Source organism: Paenibacillus sp. 1A_MP2 (assembly GCF_052244825.1).
In the GTDB taxonomy this organism is placed as follows: Bacteria; Bacillota; Bacilli; order Paenibacillales; family Paenibacillaceae; genus Paenibacillus; species Paenibacillus vandeheii.
In genome coordinates this window covers 6399249-6419743 of sequence record NZ_JBQQCS010000001.1, presented here as the reverse complement: position 1 = coordinate 6419743, position 20495 = coordinate 6399249, and the positions used below count along the sequence as shown (strand labels likewise).

The following is a 20495-nucleotide window of genomic DNA, read 5'->3' as shown; positions in this document are numbered from 1 at the left end:
CGGAAGATTGTTCTGTCAGCGGAGTGGAGTCCGCACCATTAGGATTCTGTCCTTAGCCTTACATCTCCTGAAAGAAGGTGAGCCTCCATGGCGCTGTCCACTGTGGCAGATCTCGTTAAAGCTCCTTTGTTATATAAGGGAAAAGTACGTGAGTTGTATGATCTGGGTGAACATTTTCTCATCGTGGTTACGGACCGGATTTCGGCGTTTGATTACGTGCTGGACCCGGCTGTTCCGGAAAAGGGCAATGTGCTTAATAAACTGAGCAGCTTCTGGTTTGAACTGACAGGCGATATGATGGACAACCACGTGGTGCATACGGATGTAAACCAACTGGGCGATATCATCACCGACCCTGCACTGCTTAAAGACCGCATCATGGTGACCCGCAAAGCCGAGCGTATTGATATTGAATGTGTGGTGCGCGGCTACATTACGGGAGGTGGATGGAGACAATATGAGAAAAGCGGAGAGGTTAACGGCATCAAGCTGCCGGATGGACTTCGCAAAAACGCCAAGCTCGATGTTCCCATCTTCACCCCGGCTGCCAAAAACGATGTCGGTCACGATGAAGACATTCCAATGGATCGAATGAAAGAACTTGTAGGAGATGCTCTGGCGATTGAGCTTCAGGAAAAGAGCCTTCGTCTGTATGAATTCGCTCGCGACTATTGTGATCAGCGCGGAATTATCCTCGCAGACTGCAAGTTCGAATTCGGTATGGTGGATGGTAAAGTCATCCTGATTGACGAGATATTCACTCCGGACGCTTCTCGTTTCTGGGCCAAAGAGAATTACGCACTCGACATCGAGATCGATAGCATGGATAAAGAGCCGGTACGCACCTATCTTTTGGGGAGCGATTGGGATAAGAACAGTAAACCTGACCCGCTGCCACAAGAGGTTGTGGAGGCAACAACCGCAAGATACGTCGATATTTATAACCGCTTAACAAAGTAATACGTTTGAGTGAGCTGCGGGAAAGTTTGAGTAAGGGACGTTTGAGTGTAGGCTACTGGAAAGTTTGGCTTTCGATCGCTGTTGCCCCGGAATGTTTTGGTTGGAATCCTTTTTTCAAAAGGACACATTCCGGTTGCAAAGGCGACCGCTTTCGCTTCTCCAGCTCAAATCTTTCCCTCCGCCAGTGTTCAAACTGGTGGATGAGGAAATTTAAACCAAGACTTCTATTAAACAGGAAGTCTATCAATATAAAAAGTGAAGTTACTAATCTAACTTGAAGACCATTCACTGTTCTCACGTAATGGTCAGTCTCGACCATTACTTACCGTGCAACGTAAAAGGTTTAGGCCTTTAAAAAACGTCGCATGGACTAGCGGAGGGGCGGAATTGTTCTTAAAGGAGCGAAGCGTTCGCCTTTGTCCCCGGGTTTTGACCGCACAGCGGTTCAAAACAATCAAAAAACCTGGGGACAACAGCGACCGGAAGAACAATCCGCCCGGAGCAAGCTCCCAAAGTCACTTTTTTAACAGCATAAAGCATTTATTCCGTTCATTACTGAGGAGGAACATAAGGATCATGATTAAAGCAACCGTCTATGTCACTATTAAGCAAAGCGTTCTCGACCCGCAAGGAGTAGCTGTTCAAGGTGCCCTGCACTCAATGGGATTCAATGAAGTGGAAAGTGTACGGATCGGTAAAGTCATGGAACTGACTCTGGATACAACAGATCGTGCGGAAGCGGAAAAACGATTGACAGTCATGTGTGAGAAGCTGCTGGCCAACACCGTTGTTGAAGATTACCGCTACGAATTGGAGGGTTAATCCCATGAAATTTGCAGTTCTTGTGTTTCCTGGCTCCAACTGCGACATCGACTGTTACAAGGCAGTAGAAGATGCGATTGGACAAGAGGTTGATTACGTATGGCACACGGCTACAGATCTATCGGCTTATGATTGTATCCTTGTTCCGGGTGGTTTCTCGTATGGTGACTATCTGCGCTGCGGAGCGATTTCCCGTTTTGCACCTGTAATGAACGAGGTAGCGAAAGCTGCTGAACAAGGTAAATATATTCTCGGCATTTGCAACGGATTCCAGATCTTGACCGAAGCAGGATTGCTTCCGGGCGCATTGATCCGCAACATGTCGCTGAAATTCCGTTGTCACGATACAGTATTGAAAGTAGCAAATGCAGATACTCCATTTACACGTGACTATGCACCTGGGGAAGAGATTGTTATTCCGATTGCTCACGGTGAAGGAAACTATTATTGCGACGAGGAGACGCTGGCGAGTTTGCAGGCAAACAACCAGATCGTCTTTACGTATGGCAGCAACCCGAACGGTTCTCTGGGTGATATCGCGGGAATCTGTAATGAGGGCGGAAACGTGGTCGGCATGATGCCACATCCAGAGCGCGCGGTGGACTCACTGCTCGGTTTCGGAAGACGGCAAACGTATGTTTACATCTATTTTGAAAGCATGGAGGGATCGGCATGACGCAGCAGCTATCCGCTAAGGAACCGACGGCAGAACAGGTCGCAGAACATAAACTTTACGCACAAATGGGCGTGTCTGACAGCGAGTATGAGCTGATCTGTGAGTTCATGGGGCGCAAGCCGAACTACACGGAGATTGGTGTATTTAGTGTCATGTGGTCCGAGCACTGCGCGTACAAAAACTCCAAGCCGCTGCTGCGCCGTTTCCCAACCAGTGGGCCGCGTGTTCTGATGGGACCGGGTGAAGGTGCCGGGATCGTAGATATCGGTGATAATCAGGCCGTTGTGTTCAAAATTGAAAGCCATAACCATCCTTCCGCGGTTGAGCCTTACCAAGGTGCGGCAACAGGTGTGGGGGCATTATCCGTGATATTTTCTCCATGGGTGCAAGACCGGTGGCACTTCTGAATTCCCTGCGTTTTGGCAAGCTGGAAAGTGACCGCGTGAAGTATTTGTTTGAACATGTCGTATCCGGTATTGCTGGCTATGGTAACTGTATCGGAATTCCAACCGTTGCTGGTGAAGTTATGTTTGACGAAAGCTACGACGGTAACCCACTCGTTAACGCGATGTGTGTAGGTTTGATCGATCATGACAAAATCCAGCGCGGTGTCGCTAAAGGTGTAGGCAACCCGGTGTATTATGTTGGACCGCCAACAGGTCGTGACGGTATCCATGGTGCTACTTTTGCATCAGTTGAGCTGACAGAAGAATCCGAGTCCAAACGGACTGCTGTTCAAGTGGGTGATCCGTTCATGGAGAAGCTCGTGATGGAATCCTGCTTGGAACTCATCGATACAGGGATCGTGCTGGGTATTCAGGATATGGGTGCAGCAGGTCTGACATGCTCCAGTGCGGAAATGGCAAGTAAAGCGGGTAACGGTCTGGAATTATATTTGGATCAGGTGCCACAGCGTGAAGAAGGCATGACGCCTTATGAAATGATGCTGTCGGAGTCCCAGGAACGGATGTTGTTCGTTGTTGAGCCGAAGGATGAGGCGCAGGCGATGGAGATCTTTGAACGTTGGGGCGTTATCTGTGCAAAAGTCGGAAAAGTAACGGATGATGGACGTCTGAAATTGATCCACCATGGCGAAGTGGTTGGAGACATGCCAGTAACTGCACTGGTTGACGAGTGCCCAGTGTATGACAAACCATCTTCTGTACCTGCTTATTATGAGCAAAGTGCCTCTATCGACACCCTTCGTTACGATGAAGTGTCGGATCTCGGCGGAGCGTTGAAGCAAGTGTTGGCATCCCCAACGGTAGCGAGCAAGAAGTGGGTTTATGATCAATATGATTACATGGTGCGTACAAGTACTGCGGTTCGCCCAGGTTCAGATGCAGCGGTGGTGACCATTCGTGGTACACGCAAAGGGTTGGCGATGACAACGGACTGTAACGGACGCTATGTGTATCTTGATCCAGAAGTAGGCGGACGGATTGCAGTCAGCGAAGCAGCCCGTAACATTGTATGTTCCGGTGCAGAGCCATTGGCGATTACGGACAACCTGAACTTTGGTAACCCGGAGAAGCCGGATATTTTCTGGCAGATGGAAAAAGCGGTAGACGGAATGGCAGAAGCTTGCCGCGTGCTGGATACGCCAGTGATCGGTGGTAACGTGAGTCTGTACAACGAAAACGCCAAAGGCTCCATCTACCCAACGCCAGTTGTCGGTATGGTTGGCTTGGTGCATGATACAGATCACATCACAACCCAAGGCTTCAAAGCCGAAGGTGACGTTATCATCCTGCTGGGTGAAACGAAAGCTGAACTGGGCGGCAGTGAGCTGCAATATGCGGTTCATGGCAAAACGGAAGGCCGTCCGCCACAGCTGGACCTGAACACAGAAAAAGCGCTGCTCAGCACGGTACTGGAAGCCATTCAATCCGGACTTGTTCGCTCCGCGCATGACTTGTCTGAAGGTGGTTTGGCTGTAGCATTGGCTGAGTCTTGCATCAGCGGCAATGTGGGTGCACAGGTCAATGTTGAGACGGGATTGCGTGGGGACCATGCACTTTTCAGTGAAAGCCAATCCCGGATTCTGCTGTCGGCTTCGCCGGAGCAAGCGGGTAAGCTGGAAGCTTTTGTACGTGAGCGTGGTGTGCCTGTAGCCGTGATTGGGCGTGTTGAAGGAAGTAATTTGTCGATTGAATTGAACGGAACATCAGCCGTGAACGAACCCGTAGGAGGTTTGACACAGGTCTGGGAGGATGCGATTCCATGTCTCATGAACTGACGACAGGACCTTTGTGGACAGGCGATTATTATAATGAAGGGTCCGGTAAGGAAGGGCTCGACAAATTAAAGGAGGAATGTGGCGTATTCGGGGTGTTTAAGCACCCTGACGCTGCATCGTTGTCCTATTATGGCCTGCATGCGCTTCAACACCGGGGGAAGAAAGTGCAGGCATGTGTGTAAGCGACGGCAACGAGTTTCACTACCACCGTGGTATGGGTCTGGTGAAGGAAGTCTTCACCAAGGATCTAATGCAGACGTTGACCGGGGATATCTCCATCGGACACGTTCGGTATTCAACCAGTGGTGACAGTAAGCTGACGAATGCACAACCATTGGTATTTAAATACCGTGATGGTGATCTGGCAGTAGCAACTAACGGTAACATTGTCAATGCGCCAACAATTCGGCGTGAGCTGGAGCAGGGTGGCTCCATTTTTCAAACGACCAGTGATACGGAAGTTATTGCCCATTTAATAGCGAGATCGCCAAAAGGATTGGTGGAAGCTGCGAAGGATGCGTTTCAGCGTATCGTGGGTGGTTATGCTTTTCTAATCATGACCAACGATAAGTTGCTGGTTGCTTCCGATCCCCATGGTCTGCGTCCGCTCACAATGGGTAAATTGGGAGATGCATATCTGTTTGCATCCGAGACATGTGCATTGGAAACCATCGGTGCAGAGTTGATTCGTGATATTGAGCCAGGCGAACTGTTGGTGCTTGATGCAGATGGTCTTCACGAGGACCGTTTCGATCATCACAAACACCGTAAGGCACTGTGCGCGATGGAGTATATCTACTTTGCCCGTCCGGACAGTGACATGAACGGTGCAAACCAGCACGCTGCGCGTAAACGGATGGGTAGCCGGATGGCGATTGAGTCTTTCGTGGATGCTGATCTGGTGACAGGTGTGCCAGACTCCAGTATTTCCGCGGCAATCGGCTACGCGGAACAAACCGGGATTCCGTATGAGATGGGTATGATCAAAAACAAATACACCGGACGTACGTTTATCCAGCCAAGCCAGGAACTGCGGGAACAAGGCGTGAAGATGAAACTGAGCGCCGTGCGCCGTGTTGTCGAAGGCAAACGCGTGGTCATGATTGACGACTCCATCGTACGGGGAACAACTTCCCGCCGGATCGTGAACATGCTTCGAGATGCCGGAGCAACCGAGGTCCACGTGCGGATTACATCACCACCGTTCAAAAACCCGTGCTTCTACGGTATTGACACTCCCGACAGCCGCGAATTGATTGCCTCACAGCTGTCGGTGGAAGAAATCTGCCGTGAGATTAATGCGGACTCTCTGGCGTTCCTCAGCCCCGACGGGCTGATTACATCGATTCAGGGAGATAATCAGGATGACTATAAAGGCGGGCTCTGCCTCGCATGTTTTGATAATGATTACCCAACCCGCCTCGATTTCGGCGGTGAAGAAAAATTCGGCTGCAGCTGCTAGCTGTTAAGCCCCGCCTTGCGGAGCAACAGGGGCACGGGCAGCCAAGCGAAGCAGCTGCCCCAGCGTGCGCAGCCCGAGCCCTAAGCCCCGCCTTGCGGAGCACAGGGGCACGTGCAGCCAAGCGAAGCAGCTGCCCCAGCGTGCGCAGCCCGAGCCCTTAAGCCCCGCTTTGCGGAGCAATAGGGGCACGGGCAGCCAGTCGAAGCAGCTGCCCCGGGCGCAGCCCGAGCCCTTAGCCCCGCCTTGCGGAGCAACAGGGGCCCGGGCAGCCAAGCGAAGCAGCTGCCCCGGGGCGTAGCCCGAGCCCTTAAGCCCCGCCTTGCGGAGCAACAGGGGCACAGGCAGCCAAGCGAAGCAGCTGCCCCGGGGCGTAGCCCGAGCCCTTAAGCCCCGCTTTGCGGAGCAATAGGGGCACGGGCAGCCAGTCGAAGCAGCTGCCCCGGGCAGCCAAGCGAAGCAGCTGCCCCGGGGCGTAGCCCGAGCCCTTAAGCCCCGCCTTGCGGAGCAACAGGGGCACAGGCAGCCAAGCGAAGCAGCTGCCCCGGGCGCAGCCCGAGCCCTAAGCCCCGCCTTGCGGAGCAACAGGGGCAAGGGCAGCCAAGCGAAGCAGCTGCCCCAGCGGGCGCAGCCCCGCAGCGCAGTCGAGCGGGGTTCGCCGACCGATGGCCTACGGCCAACGGGAAAGGCGAACAAAAACGCGAGCACACGCACGAACCAACCATAGCAAGATCATACCAGCCACCCCTGCACCGCTTGTTTGGCGGGTGTCCAGAGGGCCTGCCAAGGTCCTTCGGGGTCCTCCCGGGCGGGAGGATTTAGGAGGGGCGAAAAAAAGGAGCGGATTCCACTTGTCCGAAGCATACAAAAACGCCGGCGTCGATATCGCGGCAGGCAACGAAGCGGTTGAACGGATGAAAAAACACGTGAAACGTACCTTCCGTCCGGAAGTGATGACAGATCTGGGAGGCTTTGGCGCCCTGTTCGGTTTGAACAAAGATAAATATGATGAGCCGGTGCTTGTATCCGGTACAGACGGTGTAGGAACCAAGCTGAAAATCGCATTTGCCATGGACCGTCATGATACCATCGGAATCGACGCGGTAGCCATGTGTGTGAACGACATTGTGGTACAGGGTGCAGAGCCGTTGTTCTTCCTCGACTATCTGGCGTGTGACAAAGTCATCCCGGAGAAAATCGAAGCCATTGTTGCGGGCATCGCAGAAGGGTGTCATCAGTCGGGCTGTGCCCTGATCGGTGGCGAAACGGCTGAAATGCCGGGCATGTACAGTGAGGGTGAATACGATATTGCCGGATTTACGGTGGGTATCGTGGACAAAGCGAAAATCATTAACGGTACAACTATCGCTCCTGGCGACACGGTGATCGGACTTGCATCCAGCGGTGTGCACAGCAACGGCTTCTCCTTGGTACGCAAACTTTTGCTGGAACAAGCTGGATTGGGCTTGCAGGATGAAGTCGCTGAATTGGGTGGCAAGCTGGGTGACGCACTGCTGGAACCAACGAAAATCTATGTAAAACCACTTCTTTCTCTGCTTGAAAAGGTAAAAGTAAAAGGCATGGCCCACATTACAGGTGGTGGTTTCATCGAGAACATCCCGCGTATGCTGCCAAGCAGCGTGAATGTAGATATCGACTACGGCTCTTGGCCGATTCTGCCAATCTTCAACCTGCTGCAAGAAAAAGGATCTGTATCGAACCGTGACATGTTCACCACGTTTAATATGGGGATTGGACTTGTGCTGGTTGTGAACGAAGCAGATGCAAGTGAAGCGCTGGAACATCTGAAGGCATCTGGCGAAGAAGCGTACATCATTGGCCGTGTTACAGAAGGAGATGCGCGAGTAACCTTCACGGGAGCGGATGTTTAATGACGAACTACCGTATTGCTGTATTTGCCTCTGGTGAAGGATCGAACTTTCAGGCATTGGTTGATGCAGCACGGAACGGAGGACTGGGTGCATCCATAGATCTGCTGGTATGTGACAAGCCGGCTGCACGTGTTGTGCAGCGGGCGCAGGATGCAGGCGTGGAATGCCATCTGTTTACTCCCAAAAATTATGATTCCCGCGAAGCCTACGAGGCTGAAATTGTGGAAGTGCTTGAATCCAAAAACATTGATCTGGTTGTTCTTGCCGGTTACATGAGATTGCTGACTTCAGTGGTCGTGGATCGCTATGCAGGACGGCTGATTAACATTCATCCGTCCTTGTTGCCAGCGTTTGCAGGCAAAGATGCAGTAGGACAGGCACTAGAGTACGGCGTTAAAATTACCGGAGTTACCGTGCACTTTGTGGATGGAGGCATGGATACAGGGCCGATTATTGCCCAGCAGCCTGTTCCGATTTTGCCAGAGGATACAGCTGAATCCGTTAGTAGCTCCATCCATGCTGCCGAACAAAAGCTTTACCCCGAGGTTGTTTCCTGGTTCGCGCAAGGTCTGGTTCAGTTAGACGGACGTCACGTCACTGTTAACAAACCGGTTTGAAATAAGTTTAAAAATTTTTTTACACATTAACGGAGAGGACAGAAAAAACCTGAAAAAGCGAAGCGTTCGCCTTTATCACCGGATTTTCCCTTTAAGAAAAGGGAATCGAAAAATCTGGGGATAACAGCGATTGGAAGGTTGTTCTGTCATTGGAGTGTCCCGTGTAAACATCTTGGTTCAACTTGTATAACAGAAGTCGAAAATTGGTACGCATTTTGTGATATTTCTCGGGAAATAAATCGGTTGTGTTTCGCCATGAAACGCGAAGCCATGGGACATTAAAGGAGGAGCATATTGTGAGTATCAAAAGAGCGCTGGTCAGCGTATGGGATAAAACAGGCATCGTGGATTTTTGCCGCGAGCTGTCGCAAATGGGTGTGGAGATTATTTCGACAGGAGGTACAAGCAGTCTGTTGTCGAAGGAAGGCGTACCTGTCATCGGAATTTCGGATGTGACCGGATTCCCGGAAATTATGGATGGACGTGTCAAAACATTGCATCCAGCAGTTCATGGTGGGTTGCTGGCTGTTCGTGACAGCGAAGAGCATAAGCGCCAGATGGAAGAGAACGGATTGGATTATATCGACCTCGTTGTCGTAAACCTTTACCCCTTCCAAGATACCATTGCCAAACCGGATGTAACGTACGAAGACGCGATCGAGAATATCGATATCGGTGGTCCAACCATGCTTCGTTCTGCTGCCAAAAACCATGCTTTTGTTAGTGTCGTTGTTGACACAGCAGATTATGGCAAGGTGCTTGAAGAAGTTCGCAGCAGTGGAGACACTACACTCGAAACACGCAAACGGCTTGCGGCAAAAGTGTTCCGTCATACAGCGGCTTACGATGCAGTTATTTCTGACTATCTCTCCAACCTGAACGGTGATCCGCTGCCAGAGCGTCTGACGGTTACTTACGAAAAACTCCAGGATTTGCGTTATGGCGAAAATCCACACCAGCAGGCGGCATTCTACCGCAAACCGCTGGCAGCTCAAGATACGTTGACAACAGCCGAGCAATTGCATGGCAAAGAGTTGTCTTACAATAACATTAACGATGCGAACGCAGCCTTGCAGATTGTGAAGGAATTTGAAGAACCAGCTGTTGTGGCGGTCAAACATATGAATCCTTGCGGCGTAGGTATTGGCGAAAGCATCTACGAAGCTTATGGTAAAGCTTATGCGGCTGATCCAACCTCCATCTTTGGTGGAATCGTGGCAGCCAACCGCATTATCGACAGCGATACAGCGGCTAAACTGAGTGAGATTTTCCTGGAAATCGTTCTGGCTCCTGACTTTACACAAGAGGCTCTCGATATCCTGACCAAAAAGAAAAACATTCGTTTGCTCAAAACGGGTGAACTCAACGCTGCCCGCAATCGTGAGAGTCAATTCGTAGTAACTTCCATCGACGGCGGCATGATCGTACAGCAAAGCGACGTGCATTCCATTGAAGCAAGCGAGTTGAAGGTAGTAACAGATCGTGCACCATCCGAAGAAGAACTGAAACAGCTATTGTTTGGCTGGAAAGTGGTTAAGCATGTGAAATCCAATGCGATCGTGCTGGCGGCAAACGACATGACTGTTGGTGTGGGCGCAGGTCAAATGAATCGTGTCGGTGCAGCCAAAATTGCGATTGAACAAGCAGGCGATCAAGCCAAAGGTGCCATTCTGGCATCTGATGCGTTCTTCCCAATGGGCGACACACTGGAGCTCGCAGCGAAAGCTGGAGTTACGGCAGTGATTCAACCAGGTGGCTCCATCAAGGACGAAGAGTCCATCAAAGTAGCGAATGAATACGGCATTGCCATGGTCTTCACTGGCGTTCGTCACTTCAAACATTAAACGATAACTATACTGCTTCCAAACGATGAACAAGCGAATAGGCTTGTTCATCGTCTTTTGAAGCTTTTTTACCAAGAGAAAATGAAAAATCCTGAAATTCATGGAGGGAACAACGCTAATGGATATTCTGGTAGTGGGCGGCGGTGGCCGGGAGCATGCAATCATATGGGCACTGGCGAAAAGCCCGAAGGCAGGCAAGATTCACTGTGCGCCGGGAAATGCAGGCATTGCACAGCTCGCCGAGTGTCATCCGATTGCAGTAAATGAATTTGATAAACTGACAGCGCTCGCTGTGGAGCTTCATGTAGGCTTGGTTGTTATTGGGCCGGATGATCCGCTTGCAGACGGCATTGTGGACGCTTTTGACAAGACAGGCATTCCAGTCTTTGGACCACGTCGCAATGCAGCAGAGATTGAAGGCAGCAAAACATTTATGAAAGACCTGCTGCACAAATACAATATTCCGACTGCAGCCTATGAGAAATTCGACAATTACGAGCAAGCGCAGGCTTATCTGAATGAGCAAGCCATTCCTGTGGTGATTAAGGCTGATGGACTGGCAGCTGGTAAAGGCGTTACAGTAGCTTATTCCCGTGAGGAGGCTAATCAGGCGCTCCGGAGCATTATGGTGGATAAAGTGTTTGGAGAAGCAGGAGCCAAGGTCATCATCGAAGAATTCCTGGCAGGTCAGGAAATGTCGATTTTGGCTTTTGTGGATGGAGAGACCGTTCGTCCGATGGCAGCTGCACAGGATCACAAACCGGTATTTGACAATGATCAGGGGCCAAACACAGGTGGAATGGGAACCTACTCGCCACTTCCGCACATCCCGGCATCTATCATTGAGGAAGCAGTGGAGACGATTATCAAACCAACGGCCAAAGCGATGGTATCCGAAGGACGTCCGTTCCAGGGTGTGTTGTTTGCTGGGCTGATGATTTCACCAGATGGTAAACCCAAAACGATTGAATTCAACGCCCGTTTCGGTGATCCCGAGACTCAGGTCGTATTACCACGTCTGAAGAGTGACCTACTCGACATTTTCTGGGCAACCGTGCACGGGAAATTGGCGGATATCGAGATTGAATGGAGCGAAGAAGCTGCCGTATGTGTTGTGCTCGCTTCTGGCGGATATCCGGGTCCTTATGCAAAAGGCGTAGCGATTGAGGGGCTGGATCAAGTAGACGAAGCGGTAGTCTTCCATGCGGGTACGGCACGCAATGAATCCGGAGAGTGGGTTACCAATGGCGGACGTATCCTGGGTGTGGTAGGTCTTGGTGCCGATATCGCCGATGCAAGAAACAAAGCTTATGCTCAAGCGGACCGAATCCGCTTTGATGGCAAACATCAGCGGTCTGATATTGCTGCCAAGGCTTTGGTTAACCAATAACTCAACAACAAGGGGCTCGTAAGATGCTCGCCTGAAAAGGTGTTTGCATCCTGCGAGCCTTTTGTTGCGTATACATGACTATGGGGCAAAGCTGTTTCTATTTACCGACAGGTCAAGGAAAGAAAACCAGACTCCTGAGTTGTTTAAGCAATCTTGGCAGAGGGTATTATTTTTGTAAAACCGTCTAGTCTAACCATAATGAATGAAATCTTCATACATAAAGACTATTTTGTGAACAATACAATATGTAGTGCTACAAACCATAACGTGCAACTGGATGGTTTGGTGCAGATCGTGTTATACTTTTCTGAAACAGGAATGAATGAGAGGGGAGGTGGATATCTATTGGGAAGGCGATATTGTAAACTGTCCAAATGGAGAATTTTGGTGGAGTAAATCGGAGAAACAAGCGACAGCATGAGGGGTAACCCTGGTTTTAGTGAAGTAGTTTCTGTAATTGATTAACTTCATCCTGAATTCCTGTTTTGCTATTTTACAAGGTCAGAGTATAACATATACAAACTTTATCATTAATCGATTTCATATAAGGCATACGCCGTATTGAACGTCAATCAGCTGTTGAATGGTTAACCAGATTAACGGATCACGCTGTAACTATCTCTGGAGGTGAATCCCTGAGAAGCGGGGAAATCATTGGACATAATTACCGTATTGAATATTGCATTACTCATTATCTTGATTGCGTTGACCGCATTTTTCGTTGCATCGGAGTTCGCTGTGGTCAAGATTCGTACATCAAGAGTAGATCAGCTTGTTGCCGAGGGCAATAAGAAGGCCATATTGGCCAAGAAAGTAGTCACGGATCTCGATTATTATCTGTCTGCCTGTCAGCTCGGTATTACCGTCACTGCCCTGGGATTGGGTGCACTCGGTAAGCCAACTGTTGAAAGGCTCCTATATCCGGTATTTGAGTATCTAAACGTATCGGCTTCCGTATCATCCGTCGCATCCTATGCGATTGCGTTCATACTTGTCACGTTCCTGCACGTTGTTGTTGGTGAGATGGCTCCCAAAACGCTGGCGATTCAATTTTCGGAAAAATTGACGCTGCTGCTCTCGCCACCATTGTACTGGTTCGGGAAAATTATGTACCCGTTCATCTGGGCGCTGAATGGTGCATCTCGCGTTATTCTTCGTGGTTTTGGCGTTAAACCTGCCGGGCATGAGCAGGCGTACTCTGAGGATGAGATCAAAATCATCATGAACCAGAGTTATGAAGGGGACGAGAACAATAAGACCAAGCTTTCGTATCTGGAAAATGTATTTGTGTTCGATGAGCGTGATGCCAAAGACATCATGGTTCCGAGGACAGAACTAGTAACACTGAGTCAAAATATGACCTACGACGATATCATCCCGATATTAGATGAGCATAATTATTCACGTTATCCCGTCATTGAGGATGGGGATAAGGACCGAATTGTCGGTGTAGTAAATGTGAAAAAGATTTTGCCTGATATGGTTGCCCTTAGGGAGCACCAACTTATCGATTTTGTTCGTGAAATTCCTTACGTTTCTGAAGTTACAAGTATTCAGGATGCCATGATCAAGATGCAGCAGGAACGTGTGCACATGGCCGTGGTCGTGGATGAATACGGAGGTACCTCGGGGATCATTACAATGGAGGATATTCTGGAGGAGCTTGTCGGCGAGATTCGGGATGAGTTCGATGCCGATGAAGTTGCTGACATTCAGGAAACTGGAGAGAACCAATATCTCATTAACGGCCGGGTGCTGCTGGATGAGTTGGAGCGGCAGTTTGGGCTTGTGTTTGAAGGTAATGAAGAGATGGATACCGTGGCCGGGTGGATTCAATTCCAGAAGGGTGTCGGTGTGGAACAAGGTGATACGATAGAACATGGTGATTACGTCTGGACCGTTGTGGACGCAGAAAATTTTCACATTAAGCAGGTTCTGCTTGAACGTGTAAATGCCGTACAGGTTAATGAATCTGCCAGTGACCTGGCCTAATCTAATTACCGGAGCGTTACTCGTGCTTCACTTAATTAAAATGATCAACTTGGAGGTGAATCCCTCAACTTGAGGGAAATCATTGGACGGAATAATAGCCTTAAACTTATTTTTAGTAGCCGTATTTATCGGTCTGACCGCCTTTTTCGTTGGAGCGGAATTTGCAATTCTGAAAGTACGGATGTCTCGAATAGATCAGTTAATCCTGGAAGGCAACAAAAAAGCGGTATTGGCCAAAAAAGTGGCTCACAATCTGGATTATTATCTATCTGCCTGTCAGTTGGGTATCACCATCACGGCGCTGGTATTGGGTGCACTGGGTGAACCTACTGTTGAGAAAATGCTGCACCCGCTGTTTGAACGACTTGAGGTTCCAGCGGCTTTATCTACGGTACTATCGTATGGTATTGCTCTGGCGATCATCACGTTCCTGCACGTCGTAATAGGTGAATTGGCACCGAAAACGCTCGCGATCCAGTTTGCAGAGAAAATGACTCTGTTGCTTGCACCGCCGCTGTACTGGTTCGGTAAGATCATGAATCCGTTCATCTATGCATTGAATGGGGCTGCACGTCTGCTGCTTGGCATATTTGGTATAAAGCCCGCAGGTCACGATACAGTTCACTCTGAAGAGGAACTGAAGCTGATCATGGCGCAGAGTTATGAAAGTGGAGAGATTAATCAGACGGAGCTGGACTATCTCAAAAACATTTTTGCTTTTGATGAGCGTCTGCTTCAGGAGATTATGATTCGCAAAGACAAAATTGTCACGATTGATAAGGAAATGCCGTTGGATCGTATGATTGAGGTTCTGAAGCAGCATGAATATACACGTTTCCCTGTAATCGAAAAAGGAAATCTGGACCAATTCGTTGGATTTATCCATACGAAGGAGATGCTCACGAGTGTTGCCGCAGGCCGGGCGTTCAATATGGATACCTTTGTTCATGACATGTTGAAATTCTCGGAGTTATCACCAATTAAGGATGTATTGATCCAGATGCAGCAAAGTCGTTCCCATATCGCTGCAGTTCATAATGCGGAGGGGGCAACGGTTGGTCTGGTTACGATGGAGGATATCCTTGAAGAAATTGTTGGAGATATCAAGGATGAGTATGATGGCAAAGATCTGGTACAACCGCCTAAGCGATTAAAATTGACCTAAAGGCATCATGCGAAGTAATTAGGGCCAATGCTGTTTGGCGTCAATGGAATAAGATTCAAGAAAAGCAGGTTCCCGAGTGCTCGGGGCCTGTTTTTTGTCCATGTCATTATACTCAAGCGGCATTTCAGCAGGTCAACGACCCTAAGTATCTTAATTTTAAAACAAAAGCTTGCAAAATGAGAACGAATGGATTAATATAAATTTAAAGAATCTTAATTTAAAGATAAATAACAAAAAGCAATGCATAACAAACTGCTAAATATAACAATGCTACTAATAAAACCAAGGGAGTGGAGAGTATGTTCAGAACTTCAGGAATCCATCACGTTACGGCTTTTGTAGATGATGCACAGAAAAATGTTGATTTTTACGCAGGTGTATTGGCACTGAGACTGGTGAAAAAAACAATTAACTTTGATGCACCGGATGTGTACCATCTGTATTATGGCAATGAGGATGGGGCACCGGGTACCATTATCACATTCTTCCCGCAGCAAAATGCCAGAAGAGGTGTAATTGGATCAGGACAGACTGGCGTAACGGTATATGCAGTTCCGGTGGGAAGCCTGCCATTCTGGAAAGAACGTCTGACATCCTTCGATATTCCATTTGAAAATAAAACAAGATTTGGCGAGCAGTACATTCGCTTCTTCGATAAAGGCGGCCTGCTGCTCGAATTGGTTGAGCGTGAAGGAGGCCAGGCAAGTCAGTGGTCATTCAACGGCGTAACGCCAGAGCATGCGATTAAAGGCTTTGGTGGTGCTGTATTATTCAGCCATGTACCCGACAAAACAACGGATGTGCTGAAAACGATGCTCGGTTTGGAGCAGGTAGGTGAAGAGAATGGAATCATTCGTTTACAGGCAACGGGTGACATCGGTCAACTGATTGACATTCAATCCACCGGAATTCAACGGGGCATTGGCGGAGCAGGGACAGTACACCATATTGCATGGCGTGCCAAAGATTACGTCGAGCACGAACAAATGCAGCAGGATCTTCAAAAAGCCGGATATCATCCAACGCCGGTCATTGACCGCCAGTACTTCAACGCCGTCTATTTCCGGGAACCGGGAGGTATATTGTTTGAACTGGCTACGGATCCTCCAGGATTTGCACGGGATGAACCACAAGAGAGCATGGGCCAAAAGCTGATGCTGCCTGAATGGTATGAACCACAGCGTGAGCAGATTGAACAGCTGCTGCCACCTATTCAAGTACGTGAATGGAAAGGAGAGTCCAAATCATGACTTCTACCAATACAATGAAACATATGTATAAAGCAGGTGCACAACCGGATGCCCCTACACTGTTGTTGCTGCACGGAACAGGTGGAACGGAGAATGATCTGGTAGGTCTGGCCGAGATGATCGCGCCAGGAGCAGGTATTCTGGGGGTGCGTGGTAACGTATCGGAGAATGGGATGCCCCGTTTCTTCCGCCGCTTGGCGGAAGGCGTGTTTGACGAAGAAGATCTCATTGCACGGACAGCGGAATTGGGTGCTTTTGTGGATGCAGCTGCTGTGGAGTATGGCTTTGATCGTGCGAATGTCTATGCCCTTGGTTATTCCAACGGAGCTAATATCGCAGCAAGTCTGATCTTCCATCAGGCTGACGCATTTAAAGGAGCGATTCTGCACCATCCGATGGTACCGCTTCGTGGTCTGGAATTGCCGGACCTGAAAGGGCTGCCTGTGTTTATAGGAGCAGGAGAGAACGATCCAATTGTGCCAAAACGTGAAACAGATGAACTCGCTTCACTGCTTAGCGGTGCTGGTGCCGATGTGCACATGCACTGGGAGCGTCAGGGTCACCAGTTGACCCGTACGGAGGCAGAAGCCGCGGCAGCTTGGTATAAAACTCAGGTTTAAAAATTCTGCCTGGATGCTTAAATCCTTCTTTTAAAAGGGTTGTCCCATAAGTCATTAAAATGACGGGGCACCTCTTTTGGCGTTTTACAGTTTAACGAACCGAGTAGCATACCGCTAGTGCCAATTTCCAACGATCTACTTTTTAATGGATCAGAGCCACACTATGCCTTGTCCAAAAGAGTGGAATAATCTATAATCAAGTAATTGATAATCATTTTCAATTAGATTCGGTTATTTTAACCCTCTTGATCTTGGTAATCTGGAAGTTAGCGTCATTTCAGGTATGAAAACAGGCATGGGAGAGCGTAAAATAAGGCCCGTTATTATACAAGCACATCGTCTAACGGTAAGCTCACTGACCAATACCAAGTGGATCGGAGCCGATCAATCCAGCCATATGGTCATGTTTACGGATCCCCAGATCATTATTAATGAAATCGTGTCAATGATACATGAGGCGAGCTCAGGCGCAAGAACAGAACAAAAGTGATACAATAAAGAGAGAAAAGCAATGCTTGCATTGCCAACCAAGATAAGCGGAGTGTGGAGAAGAGATGAAACCAGTGGAACAGGAACCAACGGGAACTACCAATTCCGGCCGTGCCAGTGTTGGCATGGAAGATATCGTGCGCGCACATCATGTGCTGAGAGAGGTCATTGTAAGAACGCCGCTGCAGCGGGATGCTGTATTGTCGGCCAAATATAACTGTAATGTGTATCTTAAACGGGAAGATCTGCAGGTGGTACGCTCTTTCAAAATTCGTGGAGCCTACAACATGATTCGTAGTCTGACTCCCGCTGAGCTGGAGAAAGGTATTGTCTGCGCGAGTGCGGGCAACCATGCGCAGGGGGTTGCTTTTTCCTGTAACGCGCTGGGCATCCACGGTAAAATCTTCATGCCGAGCACAACTCCAAATCAGAAGGTGAAACAGGTACGCCGATTTGGTGGAGATAATGTTGAAGTTGTACTGACAGGTGATACGTATGACGATGCTTATGAGGAAGCTATGCGTGCGTGTAATGAACAGGGCATGACGTTTATCCATCCGTTCGACCAGCCCAAGATTATTGCAGGTAATGGTACCGTTGCGATGGAAATCATGGAGAGTCTGGATGAAAAAGCGGATTATGTATTCGTCACAATTGGTGGTGGCGGTCTGGCTGCCGGTGTTGGAACCTACATGAAGACGGTTAGCCCGGAAACCCGCATTGTTGGCGTAGAACCACTTGGCGCGGCTTCCATGAGTGAGGCGATGTTCCGCAAGCAGGTTGTCACGTTGGATGATATTGATAAATTCGTGGATGGTGCTGCGGTGAAACGTGTTGGTGATCTGACCTTTGACATCTGTACCAGTACGCTGGATGACATTGTGAAGGTGCCTGAAGGTAAAGCCTGCACCACCATTTTGGAGTTATATAATGAAAATGCGATTGTTGTAGAGCCTGCTGGTTCACTGGCGGTTGCTGCACTGGAGCAGTATCGCGAGCAGATTGCGGGCAAGACGGTAGTCTGTGTAATTAGCGGTGGTAACAACGATATCGACCGGATGCAGGAAATCAAAGAACGTTCTTTGATCTACGAAGGTCTGAAATATTATTTCATGGTCAATTTTCCGCAGCGTGCGGGAGCATTGCGTGAATTCCTTGTGGAAGTATTGGGACCCAATGACGACATTGCCCGATTTGAATATACGAAGAAACATGATAAGGAAAATGGGCCTGCCTTGGTGGGCATCGAGCTGATGTACAAGGAAGACTACCAGCCGCTGATTGAACGCATGAATCGTAAAGGCATCGCGTATACCGAGCTGAACAAAAATCTCAATCTGTTCAACATGTTAATCTGATGAATTATTCCAATGTGAAGTCGGACCGTAGTGAGGCACGGCCTCTGCTCAGACCTGCTCGTAAGGAAGATGCCGCACAAGTGATTCCTTTACTCTATCAGGCGATTGATGATATTGCCTATGCTCTTGCTGGTGAAGGAGATCATGAGAAAGCGATGCAAATATTGCAGCAATTGTACATGCAGGAAGATAATCGAATCAGCTACCGTAACGTAACGGTCATGGAACAGGATGAGCAAGTCGCAGGAATACTGGTGGCTTATGATGGCGGCGAGGCAGATCGTCTGGATCAGCCAATTCTGGATCGGCCTGGTCGGAGTACAGATGAGAAATATACGTTGGTCAAAGAAACCCGTCCCGGGAGTATTATCTGGATACTCTATCGGTAAGCGAAGCATATCAGGGGCAGGGTATCGGCAAGGCATTGATGGCTGCTTTTGAGCAGCAGGGAAGGGAACTTGGACACTCGCAGGTATCCCTCATTGTTGAACGTAACAATGGCCGGGCCTTGATGTTGTACGAACGGCAGGGCTATATCAAGGATGAAGTGATTGTCATTGATGGACATGAGTATAGCCATATGGTCAAGCCGATTGCGTAGTTCATGAATCTGCGTTAGTCTGGTGTAGGAGATGCAATTCAACGATAGAATCCAAAGAAGCCGACACGGGAGCGCGATCCTGTGTCGGTTTCTTTGCGTTTATGAGGAGTTTAATCGGATGAATCATTGCATGCTGCCATCTGACCCGGTCGGAACATTCTGTTCCAGCCATTTCTCCACCGCAGCCGTTTTCTCATACTTTGCTTCCTTAACCACATCCATAAAGGCATCCAGCTCGGTGAGGAATTCACTATCAACGGATGCAAGACGCTGCAAGACGCCGTTGTATCCTCTTTGGGCGTTCGCAACCATTTTGTTTGTGTCATAATCAAACAGTGGTGTATTGTTCAGCCCATAAAAGGTATACAGGGTATAACTGTTCAACAAATACTGCACCTGTTTGGTCCGGTTGGATTTTGGATGCAACTCCAGGAATCTTTCCTGGCTGAGTGCTCGAAGGAGAATTTCCTGATAGCCAATGACCAGTGCTCCGTCATCCGCAGGCAAGTTTTTTGTTTCCTTCATCATGATGTTGATGTAGCTTGAGATATCTCCTGTAATATCAGAGGTATATTTCACGAGTGCCGCATAATTCATAATGGGATAGAGGGAGCCTTCGAGCATGACGAGGCGATAGCCGCTGTCCCGGGCTTCTTTTAACAGTGCACGCAGATTCGAGTCCTGGGTACGCTCCATTAGTTTGGTGAAGCTGTCGTTCGTTTGGTATGCCTTGAGCATCTTGTCCTGAACGTTAGGAACGAGCAAGCGGTCCGTCATGGAGGTTAGAGCCTTCAGGCGCGCATTCTCCAGTTGGAGCACCATCAGGGTAGCGTGATGTGTTGTTACCTTTTTGATATTGGATTCCAGATAGGTGTCAGCGGCGGGCAAGCCGTTCTTTTTTTTGAGCATGGACTGAAATGTTTTATATATGGCGGTTGAACTACTGGTAGTTACTTTGGTATCCGCGCTCGACGGAGCTGCAATAGCGACCCCTGTTAAAGGAGCAGAACCAGTCTGAAGCAGCATGGCGACGGCAGTTGCTGTAATGATGGTACGGATGAAGTTATGTTTGGAAAAAATGGACGCTGGTGTCATAAGGGTGAACCTCCCGTAGTTTAGAG

The 20495-nt window shown here is 49.0% G+C and carries 14 protein-coding genes and 3 pseudogenes; 16 read left to right on the top strand and 1 reads right to left on the bottom strand.

Annotation, left to right across the window (positions count from 1 at the left end):
* Positions 1-87 precede the first annotated feature (87 nt).
* The 16 genes and pseudogenes from ACTWJ7_RS31565 (at position 88) to ACTWJ7_RS31490 (ending at position 19374) form a co-directional block, all read left to right on the top strand.
* Positions 88-960 (top strand): phosphoribosylaminoimidazolesuccinocarboxamide synthase, encoded by an 873-nt coding sequence (locus ACTWJ7_RS31565; RefSeq protein ID WP_301880895.1) that lies wholly within the window; start codon positions 88-90, stop codon positions 958-960.
* Positions 961-1536: 576 nt separating this feature from the next.
* A complete protein-coding gene (gene purS / locus ACTWJ7_RS31560) occupies positions 1537-1782 on the top strand; it encodes a phosphoribosylformylglycinamidine synthase subunit PurS (protein ID WP_024633544.1) in 246 nt (81 codons plus the stop codon).
* A gap of 4 nt (positions 1783-1786) precedes the next feature.
* A pseudogene (gene purQ, locus ACTWJ7_RS31555) lies at positions 1787-2477 on the top strand (phosphoribosylformylglycinamidine synthase subunit PurQ).
* Positions 2455-4697, top strand: a pseudogene (gene purL / locus ACTWJ7_RS31550) (phosphoribosylformylglycinamidine synthase subunit PurL). Before purQ ends, purL begins: the two co-directional pseudogenes overlap by 23 nt.
* Positions 4682-6159: pseudogene (gene purF, locus ACTWJ7_RS31545) on the top strand (amidophosphoribosyltransferase). The pseudogenes purL and purF overlap by 16 nt, the downstream one beginning before the upstream one ends.
* 848 nt (positions 6160-7007) lie before the next feature.
* Entirely contained in the window at positions 7008-8048 is a 1041-nt protein-coding gene (gene purM, locus ACTWJ7_RS31540; RefSeq protein ID WP_024633540.1) for a phosphoribosylformylglycinamidine cyclo-ligase, read from the top strand.
* Positions 8048-8665 (top strand): phosphoribosylglycinamide formyltransferase, encoded by a 618-nt coding sequence (purN, locus tag ACTWJ7_RS31535; protein ID WP_301880893.1) that lies wholly within the window; start codon positions 8048-8050, stop codon positions 8663-8665. Before purM ends, purN begins: the two co-directional genes overlap by 1 nt.
* Before the next feature lie 296 nt (positions 8666-8961).
* Positions 8962-10509, top strand: coding sequence for a bifunctional phosphoribosylaminoimidazolecarboxamide formyltransferase/IMP cyclohydrolase (purH, locus tag ACTWJ7_RS31530; RefSeq protein WP_094938663.1), 1548 nt, complete (start codon positions 8962-8964; stop codon positions 10507-10509).
* Positions 10510-10627: 118 nt separating this feature from the next.
* Positions 10628-11899, top strand: a complete 1272-nt coding sequence (gene purD, locus ACTWJ7_RS31525; RefSeq protein WP_079344054.1) for a phosphoribosylamine--glycine ligase — start codon at positions 10628-10630, stop codon at positions 11897-11899.
* Between the two features lie 654 nt (positions 11900-12553).
* Entirely contained in the window at positions 12554-13891 is a 1338-nt protein-coding gene (locus ACTWJ7_RS31520; protein WP_079344055.1) for a hemolysin family protein, read from the top strand.
* A gap of 82 nt (positions 13892-13973) precedes the next feature.
* Positions 13974-15056 (top strand): hemolysin family protein, encoded by a 1083-nt coding sequence (locus ACTWJ7_RS31515; RefSeq protein WP_301880890.1) that lies wholly within the window; start codon positions 13974-13976, stop codon positions 15054-15056.
* A 299-nt stretch (positions 15057-15355) separates the two neighbouring features.
* Positions 15356-16306, top strand: coding sequence for a ring-cleaving dioxygenase (locus ACTWJ7_RS31510; protein ID WP_079344057.1), 951 nt, complete (start codon positions 15356-15358; stop codon positions 16304-16306).
* 14 nt (positions 16307-16320) lie between these two features.
* On the top strand, positions 16321-16926 hold the full coding sequence (locus ACTWJ7_RS31505; protein ID WP_301880910.1) for an alpha/beta hydrolase: 606 nt from the start codon (positions 16321-16323) through the stop codon (positions 16924-16926).
* 554 nt (positions 16927-17480) lie between these two features.
* On the top strand, positions 17481-18773 hold the full coding sequence (gene ilvA / locus ACTWJ7_RS31500) for a threonine ammonia-lyase IlvA (protein ID WP_079344059.1): 1293 nt from the start codon (positions 17481-17483) through the stop codon (positions 18771-18773).
* Positions 18773-19162 (top strand): hypothetical protein, encoded by a 390-nt coding sequence (locus ACTWJ7_RS31495; RefSeq protein ID WP_443146219.1) that lies wholly within the window; start codon positions 18773-18775, stop codon positions 19160-19162. Before ilvA ends, ACTWJ7_RS31495 begins: the two co-directional genes overlap by 1 nt.
* Positions 19105-19374 carry a GNAT family N-acetyltransferase gene (locus tag ACTWJ7_RS31490; RefSeq protein ID WP_443146442.1) on the top strand — a complete coding sequence of 90 codons (270 nt, stop codon included), beginning with the start codon at positions 19105-19107 and terminating at the stop codon, positions 19372-19374. Before ACTWJ7_RS31495 ends, ACTWJ7_RS31490 begins: the two co-directional genes overlap by 58 nt.
* A 123-nt stretch (positions 19375-19497) precedes the next feature.
* Here the strand turns inward: ACTWJ7_RS31490 and ACTWJ7_RS31485 are convergent, their stop codons facing one another.
* Positions 19498-20469: a hypothetical protein gene (locus ACTWJ7_RS31485; protein WP_301880887.1), complete on the bottom strand. Its 972-nt coding sequence runs from the start codon at positions 20467-20469 to the stop codon at positions 19498-19500.
* Positions 20470-20495: the final 26 nt, after the last annotated feature.